The organism is Mycobacterium simulans, from assembly GCF_900232995.1.
GTDB classification, from domain to species: Bacteria; Actinomycetota; Actinomycetes; order Mycobacteriales; family Mycobacteriaceae; genus Mycobacterium; species Mycobacterium simulans.
The window spans coordinates 538,342-560,000 of the sequence record NZ_OCVX01000005.1 but is presented as its reverse complement, the minus strand read 5'-3'; the positions used below and the strand labels follow the sequence as shown (position 1 = coordinate 560,000).

The following is a 21,659-nucleotide window of genomic DNA, read 5'->3' as shown; positions in this document are numbered from 1 at the left end:
ACCCGGTTCAATTACTGAACCATAGGTGGTAACGTGATTGAACCGCAACCACCACCGCTACCGGGAGCCGCCGATGAATCAAAGCGACACCGAGATCGAGGCAATCGCCGAGAAAATTGCGCTGTCGGCTCGGGAGATGTCCGCGGAGATCGACCGCGATCGCCGACTTCCCGACGAGCTGGTGGCGCGTCTAGCTGAGGCCGGGTTACTGCGTGCCACCATGCCGCGCGAGGTGCGGGCGCTAGAGCTGCCGCCCGGGCGGGCGCTGCGGTGCGCCGAAGCGGTAGCGCGCGGCGACGCCTCGGCAGGATGGTGCGTGTCAATCGCGATTACCAGCGCGTGTCGCGGCGGGGGTCTGGGCGCCGCGGGGCACGGCGAGGTCAGTGGACGGCGGTGTAGTGGTGTCCGGCCGCTGGCCATTCTGCAGCGGAATCAACCACGCTGACATGATGTTTGCCGGCTGCTTTGTCGATGAAAAACGCGTGCCATCGGTCGTGGCACTGCACAAAGACGACCTGCAGGTCCTGGACACGTGGCACACGCTGGGCCTGCGCGGCACCGGGAGCCACGACAGCCTTGCCGACGATGTCTTCGTGCCCGCCGATCGCGTGTTCTCGGTGTTTGACGGACCGGCCATCGATCGGCCGCTGTATCGCTTTCCGGTGTTCGGCTTCTTCGCGTTGTCGATCGGGGCGGCCGCGTTGGGGAATGCGCGCGCCGCGATTGACGACCTTGTCGAGCTGGCCGGCGGTAAGAAGGGACTCGGCGCGACGCGCACCTTGGCGCAGCGTCCGGCGACACAAGCGGCGGTGGCCACTGCCGAGTCGGCGCTGGGCGCCGCCCGCGCGCTGTACTACGAGGCGATCGACGAAGCCTGGCGGGCCAGCCAGCAACCGGAACCGGTACCGGTCGCGATGCGCAACCGGCTCCGGCTGGCGGCCACGCACTCGGTACGGACCTCCGCCGACGTGGTGCGGACCATGTACGACCTCGCCGGCGGCAGCGCCATCTACGACGGCGCACCCCTGCAACGTCGGTTCCGGGACGCATTCACGGCCACCGCTCATTTCCAGGTCAACGAGGCATCGCGCGAGCTGCCCGGCCGCGTCCTGCTGGACCAGCCTGCCGACGTGTTGATGCTGTGAGCGGCATCGAAGTCGTCCTACCGTTTTGGCTTGACCGACCCGACCTCGAGGCCGTGGACGTCGCGCAGGCCGCTTCTGACGCGGGCTTGGACGCGGTGTGGATTGGCGAAATGGCAACTTACGACGCATTCGCGCTCGCGACCGCGATCGGGCTGCGCGCGCCGGGAATGACCCTCAAGATCGGACCGCTGGCCGTCGGCGTACGCAGCCCCGTGGCACTGGCGCTGGGGGTAAGTTCGGTCGCCTCACTCACCGGCAGCCCGGTCGACATCGCCTTGGGGGCCTCCAGCCCGGCGATCGTGAGTGGCTGGCATGACCGTCCATGGGCGCACCACGTGCCGGTGGTGCGCGAAACAATTGAATGCCTGCGTTCGATATTGACCGGCGCACGCCTCGAGTACGCGGGCCGGCACGTCACCAGCCGCGGCTTTCGGTTGCGCACCGCATGTCCCGACACGCGAATTGCGTTGGGGGCGTTCGGTCCCGGCATGATTCGTCTGGCAGCGCAGCACGCGGATGAGGTCGCGCTCAACCTTGCGTCGCCCTCCCGCGTCGCGGAGGTTCGTCGCGCGATCGATGCTGCGGTGACCGGCCGCGCCGCACCGCGCGTCACGGTGTGGGTACCTATAGCCGTCAACCCCGGTGACGCCGCGCACGCCCAACTGGCCGCGCAGTTGGCCGTGTATCTCGGTCCGCCCGGCTACGGCGAAATGTTCAGTGCGCTCGGCTTTGACGACCTCGTTCGGAGGGCCCGTGCCGGCGCAACTCGCCGCGAACTTGCGGCCGCTATCCCGGTCGAGCTGCTCGAAGCCGTATGCGCGTTGGGCAGCGCTGATCGAGTCGCGGCGCGGCTGCGCGCCTACCGCGAAGCCGGCGCGGACTGCGTGGCCGTCGTGCCCGTTACGGCCGAAGACCCGGGAGGCCGAGCGACTCTTCAAGCATTAGTCCAGGAGATCTGAATCGTGAGCATCGTCAACACCGTGTGCCGTCTGGCCGCCCGTCCGATCGGAATGCCCAAACCCTCGAACTTCGAGATCATCGATGAGCCCGCCGGGAATCCGGCCGAGGGCGAGTTTCTGGTGCGGGTCGAGTACCTGTCGGTCGATCCGGCGATGCGGACCTGGATGAACGCGGGTCGCTCCTACGTGCCGCCCGTCGAGATCGGTGAGGTGATGCGCGCCGGTGGCATTGGGCGCGTCATCGATTCTCGTCACCCCGATTTCGCGGCCGGCGACGAGGTGTACGGCATGTTCGGGGTGCAGCGCTACGCGGTTTCTAACGGGAGTGGCGTGACTGCGGTGGACACCACCGTCGCACCCGCGCCGGTACATCTGGGTGCTCTGGGAATCAGTGGCCTGACGGCCTATTTCGGGCTGCTCGATGTCGGCCGGCCGCGGCCGGGTCAGACCGTCGTCGTCTCCGGGGCCGCCGGCTCGGTGGGCAGCATCGCCGGCCAGATTGCCCGGATCAACGGTTGCCGTGCCATCGGCATCGCCGGCGGCGAGGACAAGTGTCGCTGGCTGGTAGACGAGCTCGGATTCGACGCCGCCATCGACTACCAAGCGGGCGATCTGCGCGCGCAGCTAAAGGCGCACGCCCCCAATGGGATTGACGTCTTCTTTGACAACGTCGGGGGAGCGGTGCTGGAGGCTGCGCTGTCGCGGCTGGCTCGTGGCGCGCGCGTCGTCATCTGTGGGGCCATCTCGCAGTACAACGCCGCCGGCGAGTTACGGGGACCGGCCAACTACATGCAGCTGCTGGTCGCACGGGCATCCATGACCGGCTTTGTCGTCTTCGACTACGCCGACCGATATGCCGAAGCCGTTGCGCAGCTGGCGAATTGGCTGCGCGGTGGTGAGTTGCGTTCGCGTGAGCAGGTCGTCCACGGCGACGTCGCCGAATTTCCCGAGGTGCTATTGGCGTTGTTCCGCGGCGATAACACCGGCAAGCTGGTGCTCGCGCTCGACGCGCGTTGAGTGTGCGTCTACGGCTTCGAGTGTGCGTGCCGGGCGGCGAATCGCGCGTGGGACCGCCGCGGGTTCACGGTCGAAGCCGTGGGTTCACACTCGGTTAACTTCCGGGTTGACTTCAGCCAATTAGCTGTGTGAGCCAGCTTGGATCCTGCAGGTTCACCGACTTCTTGCCATCCCACACAAATGGCGTGCCCTGAGCACTCAGCCCGGCCAGCGTCGCGTCGGCGTTTGCGGTCTTCGTCTGGGCGGTGCCGAGGTCATTTCCCGCCTTGATGCAGCTGATCACCGTCGCATTGGCGCCGACGGTTTGAGCCAGATGGGCCAGTTCGGCGTCGGTGCGATCGGCTGCGGCGCCCTCCTGAGGCTGGAAGTCGCTGGCGAATAGGCCTGAGTAGAAGTTGGCGTAGATCTTCGGGTCGTTTTGTCCTGCGACGCAGTAGGTGGCCGCCACCGCGCGGGTCGAGTAATTCTTGGTGTGCGACTGGTCATCGAGGAAGTTGAGCAGGTGATAGCGCACCGCGAGTTTCTTGTTGTCCACGGCTGCGTCAATCTCGCTTGCGTATGACCTGATGAAGGCGCCGCAGGGCGGGCAGATCGGCTCGTTGAACACGTCGATCGTTGCGGATGCCACCGAGCTGCCCACAAACACACCGTCATCGAGAACTCGCAACGCAACCGCGTCTGCCGGCGGCGGCGATGACGACGTTGTCGAGTGCGACGTGGATGACCGCCACGGATGGGCAAGGGCGATGATCAGCCCGCCGGTGACGGCCACCACGACGGCCACGGCCGCACCCACCCAAATCCACGGCTTGCGACTGCTTGGCGCAGGCGCCGGTTGACCCCACAGCGGTGCTCCGCCGCTACCCGCGCTGCCGCCCCAAGCCGGGGGCCTGGCCCAGGACGTCGGCTGCGGCATCGGCCCCGAGGCATACGGCGACCCCGGAGCCCCCGGAGCCGACGGCGCGTGCCACGGACCCTGGGTAGCCGGCGCATGGGGGGCCCCGACAAAACCACTCGGCGCCGGGGCGGCAAACCCGGGCGGCGGCAGCTGCGCCACCTGGCTGCGCTGCAAAATATCGGTCGCACGGTCCTGATCGGGTGTGGCTAGCGCCGCGTACGCGGCCGCCGACAGATCGCCACACGTGGCGTAGCGGTCCGCGGGATCTTTTGCCATGCCGCGGGCGATCACGCCGTCGAAGGCGATCGGAATGCCCGGCCGGACGGCGCTGGGCCGCGGGATGGCCTGGCTTAGATGTGCGCCCATCACGCTGAGCTGGTCGCCGCGGTATGGCGGTGACCCGGTCAGACATTCAAACAACACGCAGGCCAGGGCGTAGATGTCGGCGCGATAGGTTACCTCGGACTCGCCGAATCGTTCCGGGGCCATGTAGTAGAGGGTGCCCACCGTGCTACCGAGCTGAGTGAGTTTTTCGTCGGACGTGGCGCTGGCAATCCCGAAATCCACCAGATAGGCGAAGTCGTCCGCGCTGACCAGAATGTTCTCCGGCTTTACGTCGCGATGCGTCACCCCGGCGGCGTGCGCGGCGTCGAGCGCCGAGCCGATCTGGCGGACAACTGCCACAGCACGCGGCGGGGGCAGCGGCCCATAGCGCTTCAACATGGCGGCCAGGTCCTTGCCATCGATCAGGCGCATATCCACATAGAGCTGCCCGTCGATCTCGCCATAGTCGTGAATCGGTACCACGTGGGGTTCCTGCAGCCGCCCCGCGGTGCGCGCCTCGCGCTGCATACGCGTGCGGAAGACCGGATCGCGGGAGAGCGTCTCCGACATCAGCTTCAGCGCCACCACTCGCTCACGGACCGTGTCCTCGGCCTCGTAAACGTCGCCCATGGCGCCGCGCCCCACCAGGCGCCGCAGCCGATACGGCCCGAACTGCGAGCCCTCCCGCGAACCCGCGGTGTCACCCATTGCCGACTCTCTCCTCACCCCGCGGTGGCGGGCCAGGCATAAGGCTAGGTCATCATCCTCGATCCGACGACAGCGAGGACACGCGAGTACCCTCCAGCGCCATGGGGAAGCCGCGATGAGTGCGGGTCTCTTCGGACTCCTGGACGACGTCGCGGCGCTGGCACGGCTAACCGCCGCCTCTGTCAAGGGCGTTGCCCCCGCCGCGGGTCGCGCGACCGCGAAGGCCGCCGGAGTGGTCATTGATGACACCGCGGTGACACCGCAATACATAGACGGGATCAGTGCCGAGCGAGAGCTGCCCATCATCAAGCGCATCGCGATCGGATCGCTGCGCAACAAGCTTCTGTTCATCCTGCCCGGCGCGTTGCTGCTCAGTCAGTTCCTGCCGTGGCTGCTGTTCCCCATCCTGATGCTCGGCGCCACCTACCTCTGCTATGAAGGCGCCGAGAAAGGTTGGGGCACCATCCGCGGCTACGACGGCCACGCCGCGCTGCCCGAAACCGAGCGTCACATGGTGACGTCAGCGATCCGTACCGACTTCATCCTGTCCGCCGAGATCATGGTGATCGCCCTCAACGAGGTAGCCGAACTGCCGTTCTTGCGGCGGCTCGTCGTCCTCATCATCGTTGCGCTGGTCATCACCGCCGCGGTGTATGGCGTGGTCGGCGCTATCGTCAAGATGGATGACGTCGGCCTGCGCCTCACCCAGACCAAATCCCGCTTCGGGCAGCGGGTCGGCCGGGGCCTCGTCGCCGCTATGCCGAAACTGCTTTCAGCGCTCTCCGCGGTCGGGACGGTGGCGATGCTCTGGGTGGGCGGCCACATACTCTTGGTGGGCAGCGACCATCTCGGCTGGCACGCCCCCTACGGCGTGGTGCACCACGCCGAGGAGCACCTTCGTCATGCCGTGCATTCCGCCGGTGCCGTACTGGCCTGGTTGGTCAATACCGGTGTGTCTGCGGTGATTGGATTGATCGTCGGAGCCGTGGTCGTTGTGGTCGTGCACCTGATTCAGGCCGGCCGGCGACGGTTTTACGTGCCGCAGAAGGTGCGGTAGGCGCCGAAATCCTCCGGGGCCGGACTCGCATAGCGCTCAAGGCCGGGGCGCTCCTCATACGGGGCGGCCACCGCGGCAAGGAGCCGCTGGAGCGGTTCGATATCGCCCGCCGTCGCCGCGGTCAGCGCTTCCTCGACGAGATGGTTGCGCGGAATGTAGATCGGGTTGACCCGGTCCATCAATGCGGCATCCGGACCCAGGCCGCGCCAGCGCGACAACCAGCCGTCGAACCGCGCGAGATCGAGGAACGGCCCGCGTGCCGGTCGCTGACCTTCCAGGTCGCCGCGGGCGGCGTGGCTGAGGTGACGGAAGAACGAGGTGTAGTCGACGCGGCTCTCCTGCAGCTGGGAGAGCAACTCGTCAATCAGCGGCGTCGCGATCTCGGCAGCGATGTCAGCCGCCAAGCCAAGCTTGGCCCGCATACCCGATGACCAAATGTCGCGGTATCGGTAGAACTCGCCAAATGCCTTCTGCGCGAGTGCGATTGCTTCCTCGACGTCGTCAGAAATCAAGGGGAGCAGCGTTTCGGCGAACCGGGCAAGGTTCCACTCAGCGACGACCGGCTGATTGCCGTAGGCGTAGCGTCCCCAGAAATCGATTGAACTGAAGACGGTTTCGGGGTTGTAGGCCTCCATGAACGCGCAAGGGCCGTAGTCGATGGTTTCGCCGGAGATCGTCATGTTGTCGGTGTTCATCACCCCGTGGACGAAACCGATCAGCATCCACTGGGCCACCAGGGAGGCCTGCACCGCGACCACCGCTTCGAACAATGCGAGATAGGGGCGCCTGGCCTCTGCAGCGCCTGGATGGTGACGGGCGATCGCATGGTCGGCGAGGCGCCGCAACAGATCGACATCGCCGGTGGCCGAGGCGTATTGGAAGCTTCCCACCCGCACGTGACTGCTCGCGACGCGGACGAGCAAGGCGCCGGGCAGTTGTCGTGCCTCGCGCTCTACCGGTCGCCCCGTCCTCACTACGGCCAACGATCGCGTCGTCGGGACACCCATCGCGTGCATCGCCTCGCTGACGATGTATTCGCGCAGCATCGGTCCCACTACCGCCAGGCCGTCACCACCGCGCGCGAATGGTGTGTGGCCGGAACCCTTGAGATGGATGTCGTGAAGCTGCCCGTTGGTGTCGGTGAGCTCGCCCAAAAGCAGCGCGCGCCCGTCGCCCAGCCGGGGGACGAAACCGCCGAACTGGTGCCCGGAGTAGGCCTGGGCTACCGGAACCGCGCCATCGGGTACCAGGTTGCCTGCCAAGAATCGCAGCCCGTCGGGACTGCGCAGCCAGGCTGCGTCGAGACCGAGCTGCGCCGCCAGGGGCTCATTGAGCACCAGCAATTGCGGGTCGGGCGGCACCTCGGCTTGCCACCGGATGGCCAGCTCCGGCAACTCACGGGCGAAGCGGTCCTGCAGCGGGACCGTCACGTCCGGTGTCGTATCGGTTGGACTCACTCCATCCACACTACGGAGACGACTCAAACCCCTAAATGTGTACGCCGATGGCGTGCTGGATCAAATCGCGGGCACGGTCGAGCATCGAGGCAAACGGCCCGACGGCGAGATTCAACTTCGCCGATTCCACACCGGCGTGTGGCCGGGTCGGCGCGATAGCCTCAGCGACCTTCACGACGGTTCCCATTCGCTTGAGGTCGTCGGCCTCGACTTCCCGCTGCAACTTCGCGAATTCCCGGGACTCCTCATGCTCAGCATGGGCCAGTACCGCTTTACGAAGCTTGGATAGCTCGCGGATGAATTCCCGTGAGGTGATGTCGAGGCTTTCGATCTTGGCCAACTGCTCCTTGGCGTCATGCTCTTCGTGCAAAAGGCCATCAACAATCGCGTCGCCATCGTCGACCTCGCGGCGCAGGCGCGGATGCACCACCATCTCCTCGGCCGTTTCGTGCACGGCAAGCAATTGGCGTAACTCAATGAACGGTTTTTCGCGTGCCTGTGGATCCGACGCATGCAGCACCTCGTCGAACATGTCCTCGATGAGGTCGTGCTGTGCTTTGAGAAACCCGATGACTTCTTCGGGCGTTTGAACCATCATTTCGGCCACGCCGAAACACCTCCTACGGAGGAGACTTGAGAAATGCGGGCTGGGGGCTTTGCGCCGCTAGGCGCCGCATACCCCGGTACCGGTGCGCTAAAACGCTCGACCGAATTGCCGGCTGGTCAGAAGCCCGCGACGAGATTGTTGTTTTGGGGGCAGTAGGTGCGAACGGAAATGGCCACATAGTCATTGGCGACGCCGCTGAACGCGGGACTGTTCGTACGAAACTCCGCCACGATCTGTTGCACCGTCATCCCTTGGCGGATGTTCAGGCAAACCATCTTGCCGTTGTAGACGGCGGCATCGGGGTTGGCGAACGAGATGCCCCGGTCGCCGAGGTCCTGGATGTACTTGTTGTCCTGATCCGGCGTGGATGTGATGGAGGCAGGGTCCGGCGCCGTAGTTGTCGCCGATGCGGTTGGTGCTGCCGGTGCCTGCGTGGGCTTGGCCGGGGTCGGCGACCTGGTTAAAGCCCAATGTCCCAATACGATTGCCCCGGCGAGTCCGACACCGACCATCAGCATCGCGGTGGCTCTGCCCCACGTTGAGCGCCAGGTCTCTCGGGCGGCCAGGGGTTCGCTCGGAATCTCGTCGTTCTCGACGTTCTCGTAGACGTCCGCAACGACATCTTCTCCGCGCGACCACGCGACTTCAACGGCGTCCGTGGGCGCGGGGTTGGGCACCGCAACGGTCTCGCCGTCTACTGCTGCGGTTGCTGCATCTGTTTCGTTGCCAGCCGAACCCGGCTCGACCATGACGGCCATGGTAGCCACGTTTCGATGTCTCGGCACCGACCGCAGGTCTAGGTCAGGCGGCGGTTGCGCCACCGTCGGATCCGGCCCGTCGGCATTTGAATTGCGTCCATCACCGAACTCATCGACGAGGCCACGGACTTGGCGTGGGCCCTGGGTTCCGCGGCTGGGGGGCAACTGCCTTCCCACCATGTCGGCTGCAACAAGGCCGTCGTCACCGGAATCGCGGTGTCAACGCTGTTGCGCCCCCACTCGCACGCTCGATCGATCGCGGCGACCGAAGGCGCCAGGTTGATCGCGGACAATGTCGGCTCGAAGCGAACCAGGTGATCGGCGTAGGGCAGGTTGCGCATCATCTGCAATTGGATCGCCTGGGTGATCGGGGCCAGCCACATGTGCCGGGAGTCCCATTGCGGATGGAAGCAGTCGAAGGCCAGATAACACGCGTTGCGACTGCCGAGCTTGCCGTCGCGTACTCGCTTCCACGCCAGTTCGATCGGGACATTGCTGGCCGCGCCGCCGTCGACGATCGCCGCGATCTCCCGGTCCGCGCAAAGGTCATCGAGGAGCGGAACCATGCGCGGGTCGCTGGTTTCGTGGTGCAGCACGCCCGGGATGGCCGATGAGAACGATGCCGCGTCGACCACGTCGAAGTCGAAGTCCGGGTCGTCGCCGGTAACGATGATCGGCTTCACCACCCGTAAGTCGATGAACGCCGCCACTTGCCACATGCGGGCCCCCACCACCGGGCCGATGCCGATCGGACGGAACGGCAGCGATCGCAACTGCAGCGCCGCCAGTTCCGGGCGGCGGAACCGTGACGGCAATGCCGCATAGGGCTGCCGGCGCACGCCGGCGACGACGATGTCGAACGGTATCGCTAGGTCCGACATGCGCATCCGTTCGCCGTCGGCACGGCTGAGCATGGCGAGCGCGAACTGGTCGAAGCGCAGCGCGAAGAGGCCGGCCAGGCCATGACGGCGGCGCAGCCGCTCGGGTCCGAGGATGGCCCGATAGGACACCGTCTTCGCCCACTGCACGTACTCCTCGATCGGCACCGGCAGCTCGCGGGCCACCAGGCTGCCGATGATCGACCCGAACGACGCGCCGATCATGTAGTCGGGCAGCCGGCCGACCTCCAGCAGCCGCTGTATGCCGCCGATGTAGACGAAACCCGCACCGCCACCGCCGCCGAGAATCGTGACGAGCTTCTTGTAGCCCACCTCGGCATCCAGTTCGGCGGGGGAGAAGTCGTTGCCGTGGCGTTCGATGAGGACTCGCCGCTGATCGTCCTGGTCGGCTGCCAGACCGGCCAGCACGTCGCGGGCCGCCTTCAAGGCAGTGACCGGATCTGGCTCCTCGCGCAGCGGGCCGTACAGGGTGTCGGTCACCCTGGACCGCCACGGCGCGACTTCGGCGCCCACCGAAATGTCACCGCGCCCTCGCGTGCCGCCCGGACCCGCGGCACCCGGCTCGAAATCGGTGAGTCTGGCGAAGTTGAGGATGTAGCGCAGCTGGCGCAGGTCCTCACCGCTCAGCACGTCGGGGTTGGCAAGGTGCTGCCGGACGAGCCGGTTCTCCATCTTTTGCAGCAGCAGATTCGGCTCTGTCGAAGGGAGGTCGACAGTGTCGAGGGACGCATCGGTGTCACGGGTCTCGTCGTCGATCGCATCGATTTCATGGACCAGGTCGAGCGCGTTGCCGCGACGACCCAAGCGGCTGCGCACCGCGTTGATCAACGGGAACTGCATGAGCATCAGCGTCCCGGCACGGGAATGGTGGGCAGAGCCGAGCTACCCGGCCAGCACCCCAACGGGCTGATCCCTTTGTTGATGGCAGCCGTAATGCAGTTCTGCACAACAACATTGGGGTCGTTGCTGATCGAGCGGGACAGGATCTCGTTTGCCTTCGCCTGCGCCTCGGCGGTCCTTTGGGCCTCCACCGCGATCGAGGTCTGGGCACGCTGCTGGTTGAGCTGATTGATCTTGTCCTCGGTGCCCTGGTCGTACTGGATGGTGGGCACGTTGACATCGAAGATGTCGACCTGGCCGCCGACGTCCTGGCGCATGATGTCGGCGGCGCGCTTGGCCAGCGAAGGCAGCGGGGAGACGTCGAGGTTCTGCGGGTCCAGGGGATTGAACGCGGCGAACACCTCGTTGAGCGCGACCGACAGATTCCGCTCGATCAGGTTGACGCGCACGTTGTCGAAGGTCTTGTACTGCTGGAACAGTTCTGGGGCGGCGTGCTGCTTGAGCTGCCAGCGGATGCTGACATCGGCCAGGGCGGTGGATTGATTGCCCAGCCGCACCATGATGCGCTCGTCGTGGTTGCCGACTTTGACGTACTTGTCGATCTGAATCGCGCCGTCCATCTGGTGAGTCATCTGCCAGGGCCACTTGGCGTGGAAGCCGTTGTTCAGGCTTACCCCCGTCGGGCGGCCGAAGGTGGTGACGATCGCGATCTGCCGGGTCCCGACGATTGTGAAGCAGCCCCACAGGAAAAACAGCACCGCTGCCGCCAGGGCGCCTATCGTGACCGCTTTGGCGCGGGAGCTTGGGCTCGTCCGTTTGAGCAGCCAGAACAAGCCCCCAACGCCGGCGACGATCAAGCAAATGACTAACAGCGCGATCTGCCACGTCATCTCCAGACTCCTTTTCGTTTAGCGCCGCCGGTGCCGGCTCTTTGGTTCATTCGAGTTAGTTCATTCGAGCATTCCTGACACCGACGCCAGCTTCGGGCTCCCAGCAGCCGCGCCGTGAGTGCGTGCGCGCGGCCCTTTTGGGCCGAGTCGAGATGGTGACCGCGAGCGGGTAAGTCATGGGGGGATCCTTAAATACATTCTTGCTCAGAGGGTTTCGCGGATCAGGTCGGCGGCCTTCTCGCCCACCATGACGGTGGGGGCATGGGTATTGCCGTGTGGCACAGTCGGGAAGACCGAGGCATCCGCCACCCGCAGCCCGTCCACGCCGTGTACGCGGAGCTGCGCGTCCACAACGCCGTCGGCGTCGGTGCCGATGCGGGCCGTGCACGACGGGTGATAGGTGTGTTCCGCCTCGCGGCGTACCTTCTCCTCCAGCTCGGCGCGGGTGCGGGCAACCTCGCCGGGGTGGATCTCGCGGCCGGTGCGGCCGCGCAGTGGCCCGGTGGCCGCGATGTGGCGAGCCACCTCGATGGCGTCCACCATGGCCTCCATGTCGGCCCGCTCGGCGAAGTAGTTGTAGGTTGTGGCCACCTTCGCGGTGGGGTCAGCGCTGCGCAACCGCACCGCTCCCCGGCTTAGAGAACCGACCAGCGAACACGCGATCGTGAAGGCGGGTCGGTCGTGGACGCCTTGCCCGTGGTCCTGCAGATAGGCCGGGCCGCACATCAGCTGCATCGCGGGTGCTGCGTCCCCCGTCCGCGTGTGGATGAACCCGCCACACTCGGCAATGTTGGAGGTGAGCAGGCCCCGGCGGCGGAGGAAGTAGTCGGCCAGCTGCTTCGGCGATTCCGCCGAGTCGAGGGTGTTCTTCGCGGAAGTTTCGAAGTTGACCGTGTAGAGGGGGTGGTCCATCAGGTGTGCCCCGACGTTGGGGTTGTCCACAACCGTGGTGATGTGGTGCTCGGCGAGATGATCGGCCGGGCCGATGCCGGAGAGCATCAGCAGCTGGGGCGTGTTGAGCGCACCGGCTGACAGGACGACCTCGCGCTCGGCGCGCAGAAACTCACGGGCGCTGCCGCGCGCTACGTCGACACCGACCGCACACCCTTGCGAGATGTGCACGCCGAGCACGTGCGTCTTGGTGAGCACGGTCAGGTTCGGGCGCCGGCGGGCCGGGCGGAGGTAGCCGTCCGCCGTCGTCCACCGCCGTCCCCGGCGCTGGCTGACCTGATAGAACCCGGCACCAACCTGCTCGGCGCCGTTGAAGTCGTCGTTGCGCTCGATGCCGGCGGCCACCATCGCCTCGACGATCAAGCGGCTCAAGTCGTTTGGGGACCGAGGGTCCTCGACGTGCAGCGGGCCGGACCCGCCGTGATAGGTGCTCTCGCCACGAGAGTTGTTCTCCGCCCGCCGGAAAAACGGTAGGACTTCGTCGTAGGACCAGCCCGTCGCGCCCTCCTTGGACCAGGAGTCATAGTCGTCGCGATTGCCGCGGATGTAGACCATCGCGTTCATCGAGCTGCAGCCGCCGAGCATCTTGGCCCGCGGGTGAAACAGCGACCGGCCACCCAGAAACGGCTCCGGCTCGGTGTAGAACTCCCAGTCCAACGCGGTCTTGAACTGCTTCGGGAACGCCGCGGGCATCTGCACGTTGAGGTGGCGGTGGGACCCTCCAGCCTCGATGAGCAGGACGCGCACGGAAGCGTCCTCGGATAGTCGGCTGGCGACGACGGCTCCGGCCGAGCCTGCACCGACAACGATGTAGTCGTAGGTACGCATTTGATATGTCCTTCCGGTTTGGCGATGCCAGAACTGTCGCATCGCGGCACCGGCACAGGCTTGTATCGGGGCTACAAGAGTTCACCCGGAGTTGGTAAGCCGGGGACGTTGTTGGCCGGTTGTGCGCTTCCTATCGTTCTCGGTGCGCGCAAACGCCGAATTCCACTTAAAACCAACCGATCCGCCTCGCGGAGAAAGCTGAGTGCACCCATGCTCTCGATCGCCATAGTCTTCTTCATCATCTTGTTCCCGATTCTCATCCCGGCGACCGTGGAGGCGGTCGGCGCGATCAACGACGCGCGCCGGCGGAGGCGTCGACGGATCGCCAACTACGTGTCATGAATGGTTCGGTGCCGCAAGCATTCTCGTGCTATCGCGGACTTTGCAGGACGGCGGTCCCGAACCACTCGCACAGCAGCAGCGCCACCTCAACGTCAAGCCGATCCGCATCGATCGGCCGACCGCGCCGGGCCATCGCCCGGCCGACACGGTATCTGACGGTATTGAAGTGCAGGGTGAGTTCTTCAGCGGCCAACTTGTAGCTGGATCCGCAACGCAGGAACACCCGCAACGTTTCCCGCAAGCGCTCGTCGTTCTCGCCGTCGCCGGCCAGATCACCGAGTGCATCAGCGACCCAGTCCCGCGCCTCGTCGATGTCGGCGGCCAGCAGCGCGGCCAACGACAGGCCAGGATCGGCCGCGGCGAGCACGGTGGGCTCCTGCTGCCGTCGAGCGATTGCGACCGAACGTGCCCGCTGGGCCTGCTGATGGGAACGTCGGAAACCGTCGACGCCTGGCGCAAAATTCCCGATGCCGACGCTAGGCGAGTCGGGCCGCCCGGCAGCTAGGGCACGAACCTTGTCTATCTTTGCGGACTTTTCCCGGGCATCGTGAACGGGCGTCTTATAGGGCAGCCATCCCCATCCGGTGACGCGGTTCGCTGCGACGAACAACGGGTTGGCCGCAGCGCCGCCGGCATGCCCTAGTTCGACAAGGAAGCGCTGCAATTGCGGTAGTACGTCCTCGTCGGCTCGCGAATCGGGGTACCAGATGACGACCGCAAGGTGATGCCATCGAAGGGGATAGCGGATTGACGTGGTTGCCGCGTCGACATCGATGGCCTTCTTCGCGGCCAGTAGTTCCCGGACCCGGAGGGCGCGAATGCTGTTCTGATTCTCCAGCCAGCGTTCGTGCTCCTCCTCGTAGACGGCGATGACCTGTTGCGATATCCGGTCGACGTACTGGAAGAGAGTGGCGGTGATCCTTTTCCGCACTGCGACTTTGGCCTGTGGAGGCAGGTTGGTCGTCCGTACCGCGTCGAATACCAGTTCGTTCATGCGGCCTTGGCCGAGTCGGTAAGAACGCACCAACGCATTCACGGGAACGCCGTGCTGTGCTAATCGCCGGGCGTGTTCCACTGCGGCGCTCGGTGCATCCACTCGCTCCAGCGCGATGTGATAGCGCAGAGCGCTCAACAGGGTATCGATGTTGCTTTCGGCGCTGGCGCGGAAGAGTTCCATGAGAAGGGCGTCCCCGCGCATCTGTGGAATCGCGTCTTCGACGAAAAGCTGGACGTTCGAAGCCAATTCGGGCAGTCGTGTGCTCAGCCGAGCGGCAATCTCGGTGATACAGCCGTCCACGTCAAATTCGGATTCGAAAGCGGCCCCGCGCCGCAGATCCGTCACCCCTCGACGGTAATTCGTTCGGCCGCCAATCGATAGCGGTCGGCGTGGTCGGATAGGCTCCGAAAAAAGGAGGAGCCATGCCGATCGATCGTGCCGCGCTCATCGCGGGCAGTATCCGACTCGCCTCGGGCGTCCAGTTCCTCGTCGACCCCCTCCGCGCAAACCGGCTCTGGGGCGACCGGGACGAGCCGTCGCCGACGGCTCGACTGTTGTTGCGGTCGATGGGCTACCGCGACGCATTGATCGGTGGGCTGCTCTTGGCGTCAGGGTTGCGTGGCAAAAACACGCGCGGCTGGTTTTTGGCCTCCGCCGGGGCCGACGCGTCCGATCTGTTGGGCGGGATGAGCGTCCGCGACGAGCTGAAACGCTCACACCTCATCGGCCTTGGCGGCGCCGTGATTGGCATTGGCGTTGGGCTCTGGGGCGCAACGCGCCGGGGGCCCGCTCAGCGGGCGCTCGACACCAGCGACCAGTAGCGACGTTCGCATTCGGTCAGCTCGTTCGACGTGATCTCACTGAAGGTGAGATCGCTCACCTGCTCCGGACTGGTTGGCAGCCGAGGTCGCAGAGAGCTGGCGTAATCAGCGTCGGATTCGACTCAACACCCGACGCACCACACCTGACTCGCCGGTGGGCGGCTGTCGGTTGGCATACGGCCATGGCCGGTTGCGCTCCGGAACTGACGAAGCCCGCTGCTGTTTGAGCTGCATCCTTAGGTGCTGTCGCAGCTCGTGCAGCTCGGGGTCGGTCCATCTGTTGTTGGCCTCGATGGGGTCGGCGGTCAGATCGTAAAGTTCCCATTGATCGTCGAGCGGATCGGTGCGATACGCCTCGCCGCCAATGCCGTTGGTAGCCAGGTGACGCACTCCGGGCTCGGTCCAAGTAGCCGGGTCGTCGAAGGTCCGGACCAGCTTCCATAGATGCCCCGCGCCGCCGACTGCGTCCGTGTCGTCCACCTGTACCACCAGGCCCTCGAAGTTCGCGGCCACATGCGCCGGAACCTTGATGCGCAGCGGCGCAGGCGGATTCACGGTCTGACCCAATTGCCGGGCGAACGCCGACGCGCCAGTGTCACCTTCGAGCACGTTATCGCGCGTCATCAGGTAGACGGCCCGGCCCTCGTCGGCCGCCGCCCCGTCCACCACGGGCATCAGGTCGCGGCCGGGCAGCGGATGAACCTCGGAGAATGATTCGGCGAGCGCGTCGGCCGTCGCCTCCACGTCCACACCGGCCGCGCCGAGCAGCGTCGGCACCAGATCGACGTGAGACGTCGGCGCGGAGACCGTGCGCGCCTGCGTCGCGTTCTCGCCGATGCGGGCGATCACGAACGGCACCCTGGTGGCCTCGTCGTACAGGTTGAACCACTTCTGGTGCAGCCCACCGTGCGCCCCGAGAAGCTCGCCGTGATCGGAAGTGCGCACCAAAACGGCATTCTCGGATCCGCCTTCGGTGACCGCGCGGCGCACCCGGTCGATCGGTGCGTCGACCTCGGCGTGCAGGCGGTAGTAGAGGTCGCGGTAGCGCTGCGCGTTGCGCTCGTAGCTGTGGCTGACGGCCGCCGCCGGACCGTATCCGGAGTAGTAGGCCTCCCGGAACGCGATCTGCGCGGCTGGTTTTGTGGACAGGTCCTCGCTGGCGGTCGGTGCCGGCGGCACATGCGGCGGATCCAGGTGGAAGGGGTTGAGCGGGTTGCGGCGCACCCACGCCGGGAACAGCACAATGTCATGCGGGTTGACGAAGCTGGCTACCAGCAAGAACGGGCGCATCGCCGCGGCGTCACCGGCGCGACGCCGTGCGTAGCGGTCTTTCAGCCACGCGACAACACGATCGGCGATCAGCGGGTCACGGCGAAAACCGCTGTTCGCCATTAACGCCCCATGGGGTTCGGGGCCCACCCATCCCGAGAAGCCATACGGGCCGAGCGGGTCGGCGTCGAGATAGCGCCGCACCGCGACCGGGTCGATGACGCCGTCGTCGTCATTGGTGGCCAGAGGGTCGCCGGTTGTCGGGTCTTGCAGGTCGGCGTGCGAGATGTGCCACTTGCCGTCGTAATGGGTGTCGTAGCCCGCGGCGCGAAACCAGTTGCCCAGTGTCGGCACCTCGCCGGCGCGCAGCCAGCGCAGCCGGGAGTCGTCGAATCGCTTACCGATGCCGTCGGTCTGGGTGACTCCATGCAGGTCCGGATACTGGCCGGTGAAAATCGTTGGGCGGCTGGGCACACAGGCCAGTGAACCGGTGTAATGCCGCGTGAAACTCACACCGTGCTCGTCGAACCAGCGGCGGCCGGCCAGAGTTTGTTGGCGCCAGGCGAGTACGTCGGCCGACTCGTACGGCGGCACCGCACGCTCCTCGTCGGTCATCACGATGACGATGTCGGGGCGCTCAGACATGCGAATTCTCCAATCGGTGTGCCAGCCCGGCGAGCAACGTGTCGGACTGCTTGGCCAGGACACGAAGTGCCACCTGTTCCGCCAGGCGAGCGGGGGGAAGGGACCCGACCTCGACCGTGCTGGTCACTGTCACCACGGTACGGTTCCCCGCAGGCCGCAGCGTCCAGCGGTTGGCGACCTTGCGCAACCGGGGAGGTAGGCCTTCGATGTCGTAGCCCAGCGCCACGGGTGGATCGAACTCGGTGATGCGATCCACCAGTGCGTTGCGGCCCACCTGGATGCGGCGGGTGGTGCCCAACGGGGCGCCGTCGGGGCCGTGGTTAAGCACACATGAGTGGTCGATGTTGTCGGCCCACGAACTCAGTGCACCCAAGTCGGCAAGTACGTCCCAGATCGCCTGCGGCGGGGCGGTAATCGTCCGGCTGCGACTGATGTCTGCCACTCCGCCATCCAACACCATTTGATGCCGTTTGGCGCCGAGATTGCCGCAGGGGGTCGTGCGTTGAGCGTGCTCAGCATGCTCCGGTTGATACCCGCAGGTGGCGCACCGCTACGGTTTAGGCAATTCGAGCGAAACGACGGAACGAAGAGACGACAGATCACGAATGTATGAACATGTCAACTATGACTCGGCGGATGCCGCCGACATAGGCACCCGCATCGACCCCCTATTGGCCCGGAGTTGGTTATTGGTCAACGGCGCGCATGCCGACCGGTTCGAGGCTGGGGCGCATTCGCGCGCCGACATCGTTGTCTTCGACATCGAGGATGCGGTCGCACCCAAGGACAAGGTCGCCGCGCGCGACAACGTTGTGCACTGGCTTAACCGCGGTAACAACGACTGGGTTCGCATCAACGGATTCGGCACCCCCTGGTGGGCCGATGACTTAGCCACACTTGGCGGCAGTTCGGTCGGTGGGGTGATGCTGGCGATGGTCGAATCGGTGGACCATGTCACCGAGACCGCGAAGCGACTGCCGAATGTGCCGATCGTTGCGCTGGTTGAAACGGCGCGGGGTCTGGAGCGCATCACCGAGATCGCTGCGGCCAAAGGCACTTTCCGACTCGCATTCGGTATCGGCGACTTCCGACGGGACACCGGATTTGGGGAAGACCCGAGCACCCTGGCGTACGCGCGGTCGCGCTTCACCATCGCGGCCAAGGCGGCCGGCCTGCCGAGTGCCATCGATGGGCCAACCATCGGCTCCAATCCGCTGAAGCTCATCGAGGCCACGGCGGTCTCCGTCGAGTTTGGGATGACCGGCAAGATCTGCCTGTCACCGGATCAGTGCGCTGTGGTGAACGAGGGACTATCTCCCTCGGCGGACGAAATTGGTTGGGCGAAAGAGTTTTTCGCGGAGTTCGAACGCGACGGCGGAGAGATCCGAAATGGATCCGATCTTCCGCGCATCGCCCGGGCCACCAAGATCCTCAATTTGGCCCGCTCCTACGGCATCGAAGTGTCCGACTTCGAGGACGAACCGGTTCACATGCCCGCTCCGACGGACACTTACCACTACTAAAGGTCGCATGATTCATGAGTCGCATCCGGGTAGCGCGAATCTACGACGACGCCGATCCCGAGGATGGCCAGCGCGTGCTAGTGGATCGCATTTGGCCGCGGGGGATGCGCAAGGACGACCCACGAGTGGGCATCTGGTGCAAAGACGTTGCGCCATCGAAGGAACTGCGCGAGTGGTATCACCACCAACCCGAGCGATTCGACGAATTCGCCGCGCGCTACGAGGCCGAACTGGCCGGCAGCCCAGCGCTGGATGAGCTGCGCGAGCTGGCCAAGCGTGGTGTTGTCACGTTGGTCACCGCCACGCGTCAGCTCGACGGCAGTCACGCCGCGGTCCTGGCGAGTCTGTTGACCTAGAGTGCTCGGCGCTGTGGGCGTCGGCGACCGGGGTGAGACGATCATCGGATGCAGTTGGGATTGCATGCTCTAGGAATCGGGGCCGGCGCCGACCGAGCGGTGATCGACGCCGTTGCCGCGGCGGCGGACGATTGCGGTTTTGTCACCCTATGGGCCGGTGAACATGTCGTGATGGTGGACCGATCCACCTCGCGTTACCCATACTCCGACGACGGCGTCATTGCCGTTCCGGCACAGGCGGATTGGCTTGATCCGATGGTCGCGCTGGGCTTTGCCGCCGCCGCCTCATCCCGGATCGCTGTCGCCACCGGCGTGCTGCTGCTGCCGGAACACAACCCGGTGATCGTGGCCAAACAAGCGGCGAGCCTGGATCGGCTGAGCGGCGGACGGCTGATACTCGGTGTGGGCGTGGGATGGTCACGTGAAGAGTTCGACGCGCTCGGGGTGCCGTTCGAGCATCGCGCGGCCCGCACCGCGGAATACGTTGCCGCGATGCGCACGTTGTGGCGCGACGACCTCGCCTCGTTCGACGGGCGTTTCGTTGGCTTCGACTCGATTCGGGTCAATCCCAAGCCGGTTCGCGAGCGCAGCATACCGATCGTGGTCGGCGGTAACAGCGATCCGGCGCTGCGGCGAGTGGCGACGTGGGCCGACGGTTGGTACGGGTTCAACCTCGACGGTGTCGCCGCTGTGCGTGAGCGGGTCGGCGTGTTGGAGCGGTTGTGCGCCGAATCGGGTCGAGACCGCGGTGAGCTGCGGCTGGCGGTGGCCCTGCGCAGCCCACACGTTGACGATGTCGGTGGCCTTGCCGAACTGGGCGTTGACGAGTTGGTGCTAGTCGAGGCGCCGCCGGAGGATCCCGACGCGGTGGCCGCCTGGGTTTCGTCGCTGGCCGAGCAATGGATTCAGTAGTCGTAGCGCGCCAGCGGCGTCTCACCCGTGGGCGTTGACCCGGTGAGCGAAACCGCGGCAGGAACCATTTCGCTGGTTACCAGCCCATGACGAGTTGTCAGCTCGTCGACGATGTCGAAACTACGTGTGATGGCGTCGGGTGTATCGACGATGATGGTGGTCACCGGTACCCTGCGCACAATCTGAAATAGCTTGTCTCCGTGCGGTTTATGATCGCCATAAAAACCCCAGATGCCGCGCAGGGCGGTTGCGCCTCGAGCCGTCTCGGACTGCATCAGGCGGTGGACCAGGGCGCGGTGGATCGACTGGCCGTCGTGATGGGTCGCTTCGGCCGTGTGCACCATCAGTTTCTGCCAAAGGGTGCGTCCTTGGTCATCGGTCGGCGGCAGCCGTTGGGGGCGGGCGAACAGCTCGCCGTCGCGTTTGCACAACCGCACCCGTTCGATGGTCAGCAATGAATTGGGAAGTAGCCTGGTGACTTCCGCCGCGGCGGCCGTGACCTGCGGGGCCGACCCGATGGCGATGATCATCAGCGGAACATTGACGTTGCGGCCGAAGAAGCGGGCCCGGTAGCGGTGTCCGTATGCCGTGCCGTCGACGCCGAGAAGCACTGTGGCACCAGCGAATCCATGTCGATGGAGGAGTTCGCACACGGCGTAGTAGGCCGCCGCGCCTGCGACCTGCACCTGCCGGCCGACATAGACGGTGAGCTTGGTGGCGTCTCCCGTTCGGCTGTCGATATCGCTCAGGGCGGCGGCGCCGCTGTGCCGGGTGACGAGCCGCGCGCGTTCCAACGTCACCAACCCAACGCCGGTCATCCCTGTCACATCGTCGACCAGCGTGCGTATCTTCGACTCGACATCGACGGCGGCGATGGTCACCGGCGGGTCTTCGGACAGGCTCAACGTTTGGTCACAGCGCAGCTCGTGTTTAGGGCCGAAGCTGGTAGTCCCGCGCATCATCACGCTGGTCGCGACGCGACGGGCGCCGAACAGATCCAACATGGCATCGGCCAAGAACCGCCTTGGTTCGCCGACGACGCGTTGCCGTTCGCCGAAGTACGCGGTCAACTTCAACGATTGCTCGCTCATAACAGCCCCGCGATCCATTGTCCCAACACCGCAGCGGCCAGGCCGAGCGCGACGCTGACGGCGATATTGCTGAACGCTGCGCGCAGCTGGCGATCCTCGCTCAGCCGCTGGGTTTCCAACATCCAGGTGGAAAAGGTGGTGTAGGAGCCGACGAACGCGGTGCCGGCCAGCAGGGCCGCTTCTTTGGGCAACGCCAGCCCCGCGAGGAATCCGAGCAGGGCCGCGCCAGTGATATTCACGGTGAGCGTGCCGTACGGAAACGCCCGGGCCATTCGACGGGCGACCGCGCGATCCACGACAAAACGCGTGACCGATCCGATGCCGCCGATGAGCATCACTGCTAACCAGAGCGCCGCCGTTGTCAT

The 21,659-nt window shown here is 65.6% G+C and carries 20 protein-coding genes and 1 pseudogene; 9 read left to right on the top strand and 12 right to left on the bottom strand.

Translation table 11 applies throughout. The annotated features are described in order from the left end of the window. Nucleotides 1-73: 73 nt before the first annotated feature. From MSIMFI_RS21160 to MSIMFI_RS21150, 3 genes and pseudogenes are all read left to right on the top strand, one after another. Nucleotides 74-1,145: pseudogene (locus MSIMFI_RS21160) on the top strand (acyl-CoA dehydrogenase family protein). Continuing rightward, entirely contained in the window at nucleotides 1,142-2,104 is a 963-nt protein-coding gene (locus MSIMFI_RS21155; RefSeq protein ID WP_191498986.1) for an LLM class F420-dependent oxidoreductase, read from the top strand. The pseudogene MSIMFI_RS21160 and the gene MSIMFI_RS21155 overlap by 4 nt, the downstream one beginning before the upstream one ends. Nucleotides 2,105-2,107: 3 nt before the next feature. Next, nucleotides 2,108-3,121: an NADP-dependent oxidoreductase gene (locus MSIMFI_RS21150; protein WP_191498985.1), complete on the top strand. Its 1,014-nt coding sequence runs from the start codon at nucleotides 2,108-2,110 to the stop codon at nucleotides 3,119-3,121. 112 nt (nucleotides 3,122-3,233) lie between these two features. Here MSIMFI_RS21150 and MSIMFI_RS21145 read toward each other — a convergent pair whose 3' ends face one another. Then, entirely contained in the window at nucleotides 3,234-5,051 is a 1,818-nt protein-coding gene (locus MSIMFI_RS21145; RefSeq protein ID WP_191498984.1) for a serine/threonine protein kinase PknE, read from the bottom strand. Nucleotides 5,052-5,166: 115 nt separating this feature from the next. On the opposite strand from MSIMFI_RS21145, the gene MSIMFI_RS21140 reads away from it, so the two are divergent. After that, nucleotides 5,167-6,108: a DUF808 domain-containing protein gene (locus MSIMFI_RS21140; protein ID WP_191498983.1), complete on the top strand. Its 942-nt coding sequence runs from the start codon at nucleotides 5,167-5,169 to the stop codon at nucleotides 6,106-6,108. Here MSIMFI_RS21140 and MSIMFI_RS21135 read toward each other — a convergent pair. The 6 genes from MSIMFI_RS21135 to MSIMFI_RS21110 form a co-directional block, all read right to left on the bottom strand. Then, on the bottom strand, nucleotides 6,084-7,565 hold the full coding sequence (locus MSIMFI_RS21135) for a protein adenylyltransferase SelO (RefSeq protein ID WP_191498982.1): 1,482 nt from the start codon (nucleotides 7,563-7,565) through the stop codon (nucleotides 6,084-6,086). The two genes, MSIMFI_RS21140 and MSIMFI_RS21135, sit on opposite strands and share 25 nt — an antisense overlap. A 31-nt stretch (nucleotides 7,566-7,596) precedes the next feature. Beyond that, nucleotides 7,597-8,172: a hemerythrin domain-containing protein gene (locus tag MSIMFI_RS21130; protein WP_191498981.1), complete on the bottom strand. Its 576-nt coding sequence runs from the start codon at nucleotides 8,170-8,172 to the stop codon at nucleotides 7,597-7,599. A gap of 116 nt (nucleotides 8,173-8,288) precedes the next feature. Further along, the gene (locus MSIMFI_RS21125; RefSeq protein ID WP_191498980.1) at nucleotides 8,289-8,930 is read right to left on the bottom strand and encodes a DUF732 domain-containing protein; all 642 of its coding nucleotides are present in this window, start codon (nucleotides 8,928-8,930) and stop codon (nucleotides 8,289-8,291) included. A 38-nt stretch (nucleotides 8,931-8,968) separates the two neighbouring features. Next, the gene (locus MSIMFI_RS21120) at nucleotides 8,969-10,669 is read right to left on the bottom strand and encodes a patatin-like phospholipase family protein (RefSeq protein ID WP_191498979.1); all 1,701 of its coding nucleotides are present in this window, start codon (nucleotides 10,667-10,669) and stop codon (nucleotides 8,969-8,971) included. Between the two features lie 5 nt (nucleotides 10,670-10,674). Next, on the bottom strand, nucleotides 10,675-11,559 hold the full coding sequence (locus MSIMFI_RS21115; RefSeq protein WP_191498978.1) for an SPFH domain-containing protein: 885 nt from the start codon (nucleotides 11,557-11,559) through the stop codon (nucleotides 10,675-10,677). A 204-nt stretch (nucleotides 11,560-11,763) separates the two neighbouring features. After that, a complete protein-coding gene (locus MSIMFI_RS21110) occupies nucleotides 11,764-13,338 on the bottom strand; it encodes a GMC family oxidoreductase (protein WP_191498977.1) in 1,575 nt (524 codons plus the stop codon). A gap of 24 nt (nucleotides 13,339-13,362) precedes the next feature. Between MSIMFI_RS21110 and MSIMFI_RS21105 the strand changes: the two genes are divergently transcribed. Next, complete coding sequence (locus tag MSIMFI_RS21105; RefSeq protein WP_191498976.1) at nucleotides 13,363-13,680, top strand: hypothetical protein; 318 nt, start codon at nucleotides 13,363-13,365, stop codon at nucleotides 13,678-13,680. Between the two features lie 28 nt (nucleotides 13,681-13,708). Here MSIMFI_RS21105 and MSIMFI_RS21100 read toward each other — a convergent pair whose 3' ends face one another. Next, a complete protein-coding gene (locus MSIMFI_RS21100; RefSeq protein ID WP_224770363.1) occupies nucleotides 13,709-15,013 on the bottom strand; it encodes a PucR family transcriptional regulator in 1,305 nt (434 codons plus the stop codon). 86 nt (nucleotides 15,014-15,099) lie between these two features. Here MSIMFI_RS21100 and MSIMFI_RS21095 point away from each other — a divergent pair, with 86 nt between their 5' ends. Next, on the top strand, nucleotides 15,100-15,498 hold the full coding sequence (locus MSIMFI_RS21095; RefSeq protein WP_191498975.1) for a DUF4267 domain-containing protein: 399 nt from the start codon (nucleotides 15,100-15,102) through the stop codon (nucleotides 15,496-15,498). 105 nt (nucleotides 15,499-15,603) lie between these two features. On the opposite strand, the gene MSIMFI_RS21090 is transcribed toward MSIMFI_RS21095, so the two are convergent. Beyond that, entirely contained in the window at nucleotides 15,604-17,412 is a 1,809-nt protein-coding gene (locus tag MSIMFI_RS21090; protein ID WP_191498974.1) for a sulfatase-like hydrolase/transferase, read from the bottom strand. Further along, on the bottom strand, nucleotides 17,405-17,872 hold the full coding sequence (locus MSIMFI_RS21085) for an SRPBCC family protein (protein ID WP_191498973.1): 468 nt from the start codon (nucleotides 17,870-17,872) through the stop codon (nucleotides 17,405-17,407). Before MSIMFI_RS21085 ends, MSIMFI_RS21090 begins: the two co-directional genes overlap by 8 nt. Before the next feature lie 145 nt (nucleotides 17,873-18,017). On the opposite strand from MSIMFI_RS21085, the gene MSIMFI_RS21080 reads away from it, so the two are divergent. From MSIMFI_RS21080 to MSIMFI_RS21070, 3 genes are read left to right on the top strand one after another with little or no spacing between them, the layout of a single operon-like run. Next, nucleotides 18,018-18,935, top strand: coding sequence for an HpcH/HpaI aldolase/citrate lyase family protein (locus MSIMFI_RS21080; RefSeq protein ID WP_191498972.1), 918 nt, complete (start codon nucleotides 18,018-18,020; stop codon nucleotides 18,933-18,935). Between the two features lie 14 nt (nucleotides 18,936-18,949). Then, on the top strand, nucleotides 18,950-19,291 hold the full coding sequence (locus MSIMFI_RS21075; protein ID WP_191498971.1) for a DUF488 domain-containing protein: 342 nt from the start codon (nucleotides 18,950-18,952) through the stop codon (nucleotides 19,289-19,291). A gap of 48 nt (nucleotides 19,292-19,339) precedes the next feature. Further along, on the top strand, nucleotides 19,340-20,203 hold the full coding sequence (locus MSIMFI_RS21070; RefSeq protein WP_191498970.1) for an LLM class F420-dependent oxidoreductase: 864 nt from the start codon (nucleotides 19,340-19,342) through the stop codon (nucleotides 20,201-20,203). On the opposite strand, the gene MSIMFI_RS21065 is transcribed toward MSIMFI_RS21070, so the two are convergent. Both MSIMFI_RS21065 and crcB read right to left on the bottom strand, forming a co-directional pair. Then, entirely contained in the window at nucleotides 20,197-21,294 is a 1,098-nt protein-coding gene (locus tag MSIMFI_RS21065) for a DUF190 domain-containing protein (RefSeq protein ID WP_186242142.1), read from the bottom strand. The genes MSIMFI_RS21070 and MSIMFI_RS21065 overlap by 7 nt on opposite strands. Continuing rightward, nucleotides 21,291-21,659, bottom strand: coding sequence for a fluoride efflux transporter CrcB (gene crcB / locus MSIMFI_RS21060; protein WP_224770362.1), 369 nt, complete (start codon nucleotides 21,657-21,659; stop codon nucleotides 21,291-21,293). The genes MSIMFI_RS21065 and crcB overlap by 4 nt, the downstream gene beginning before the upstream one ends.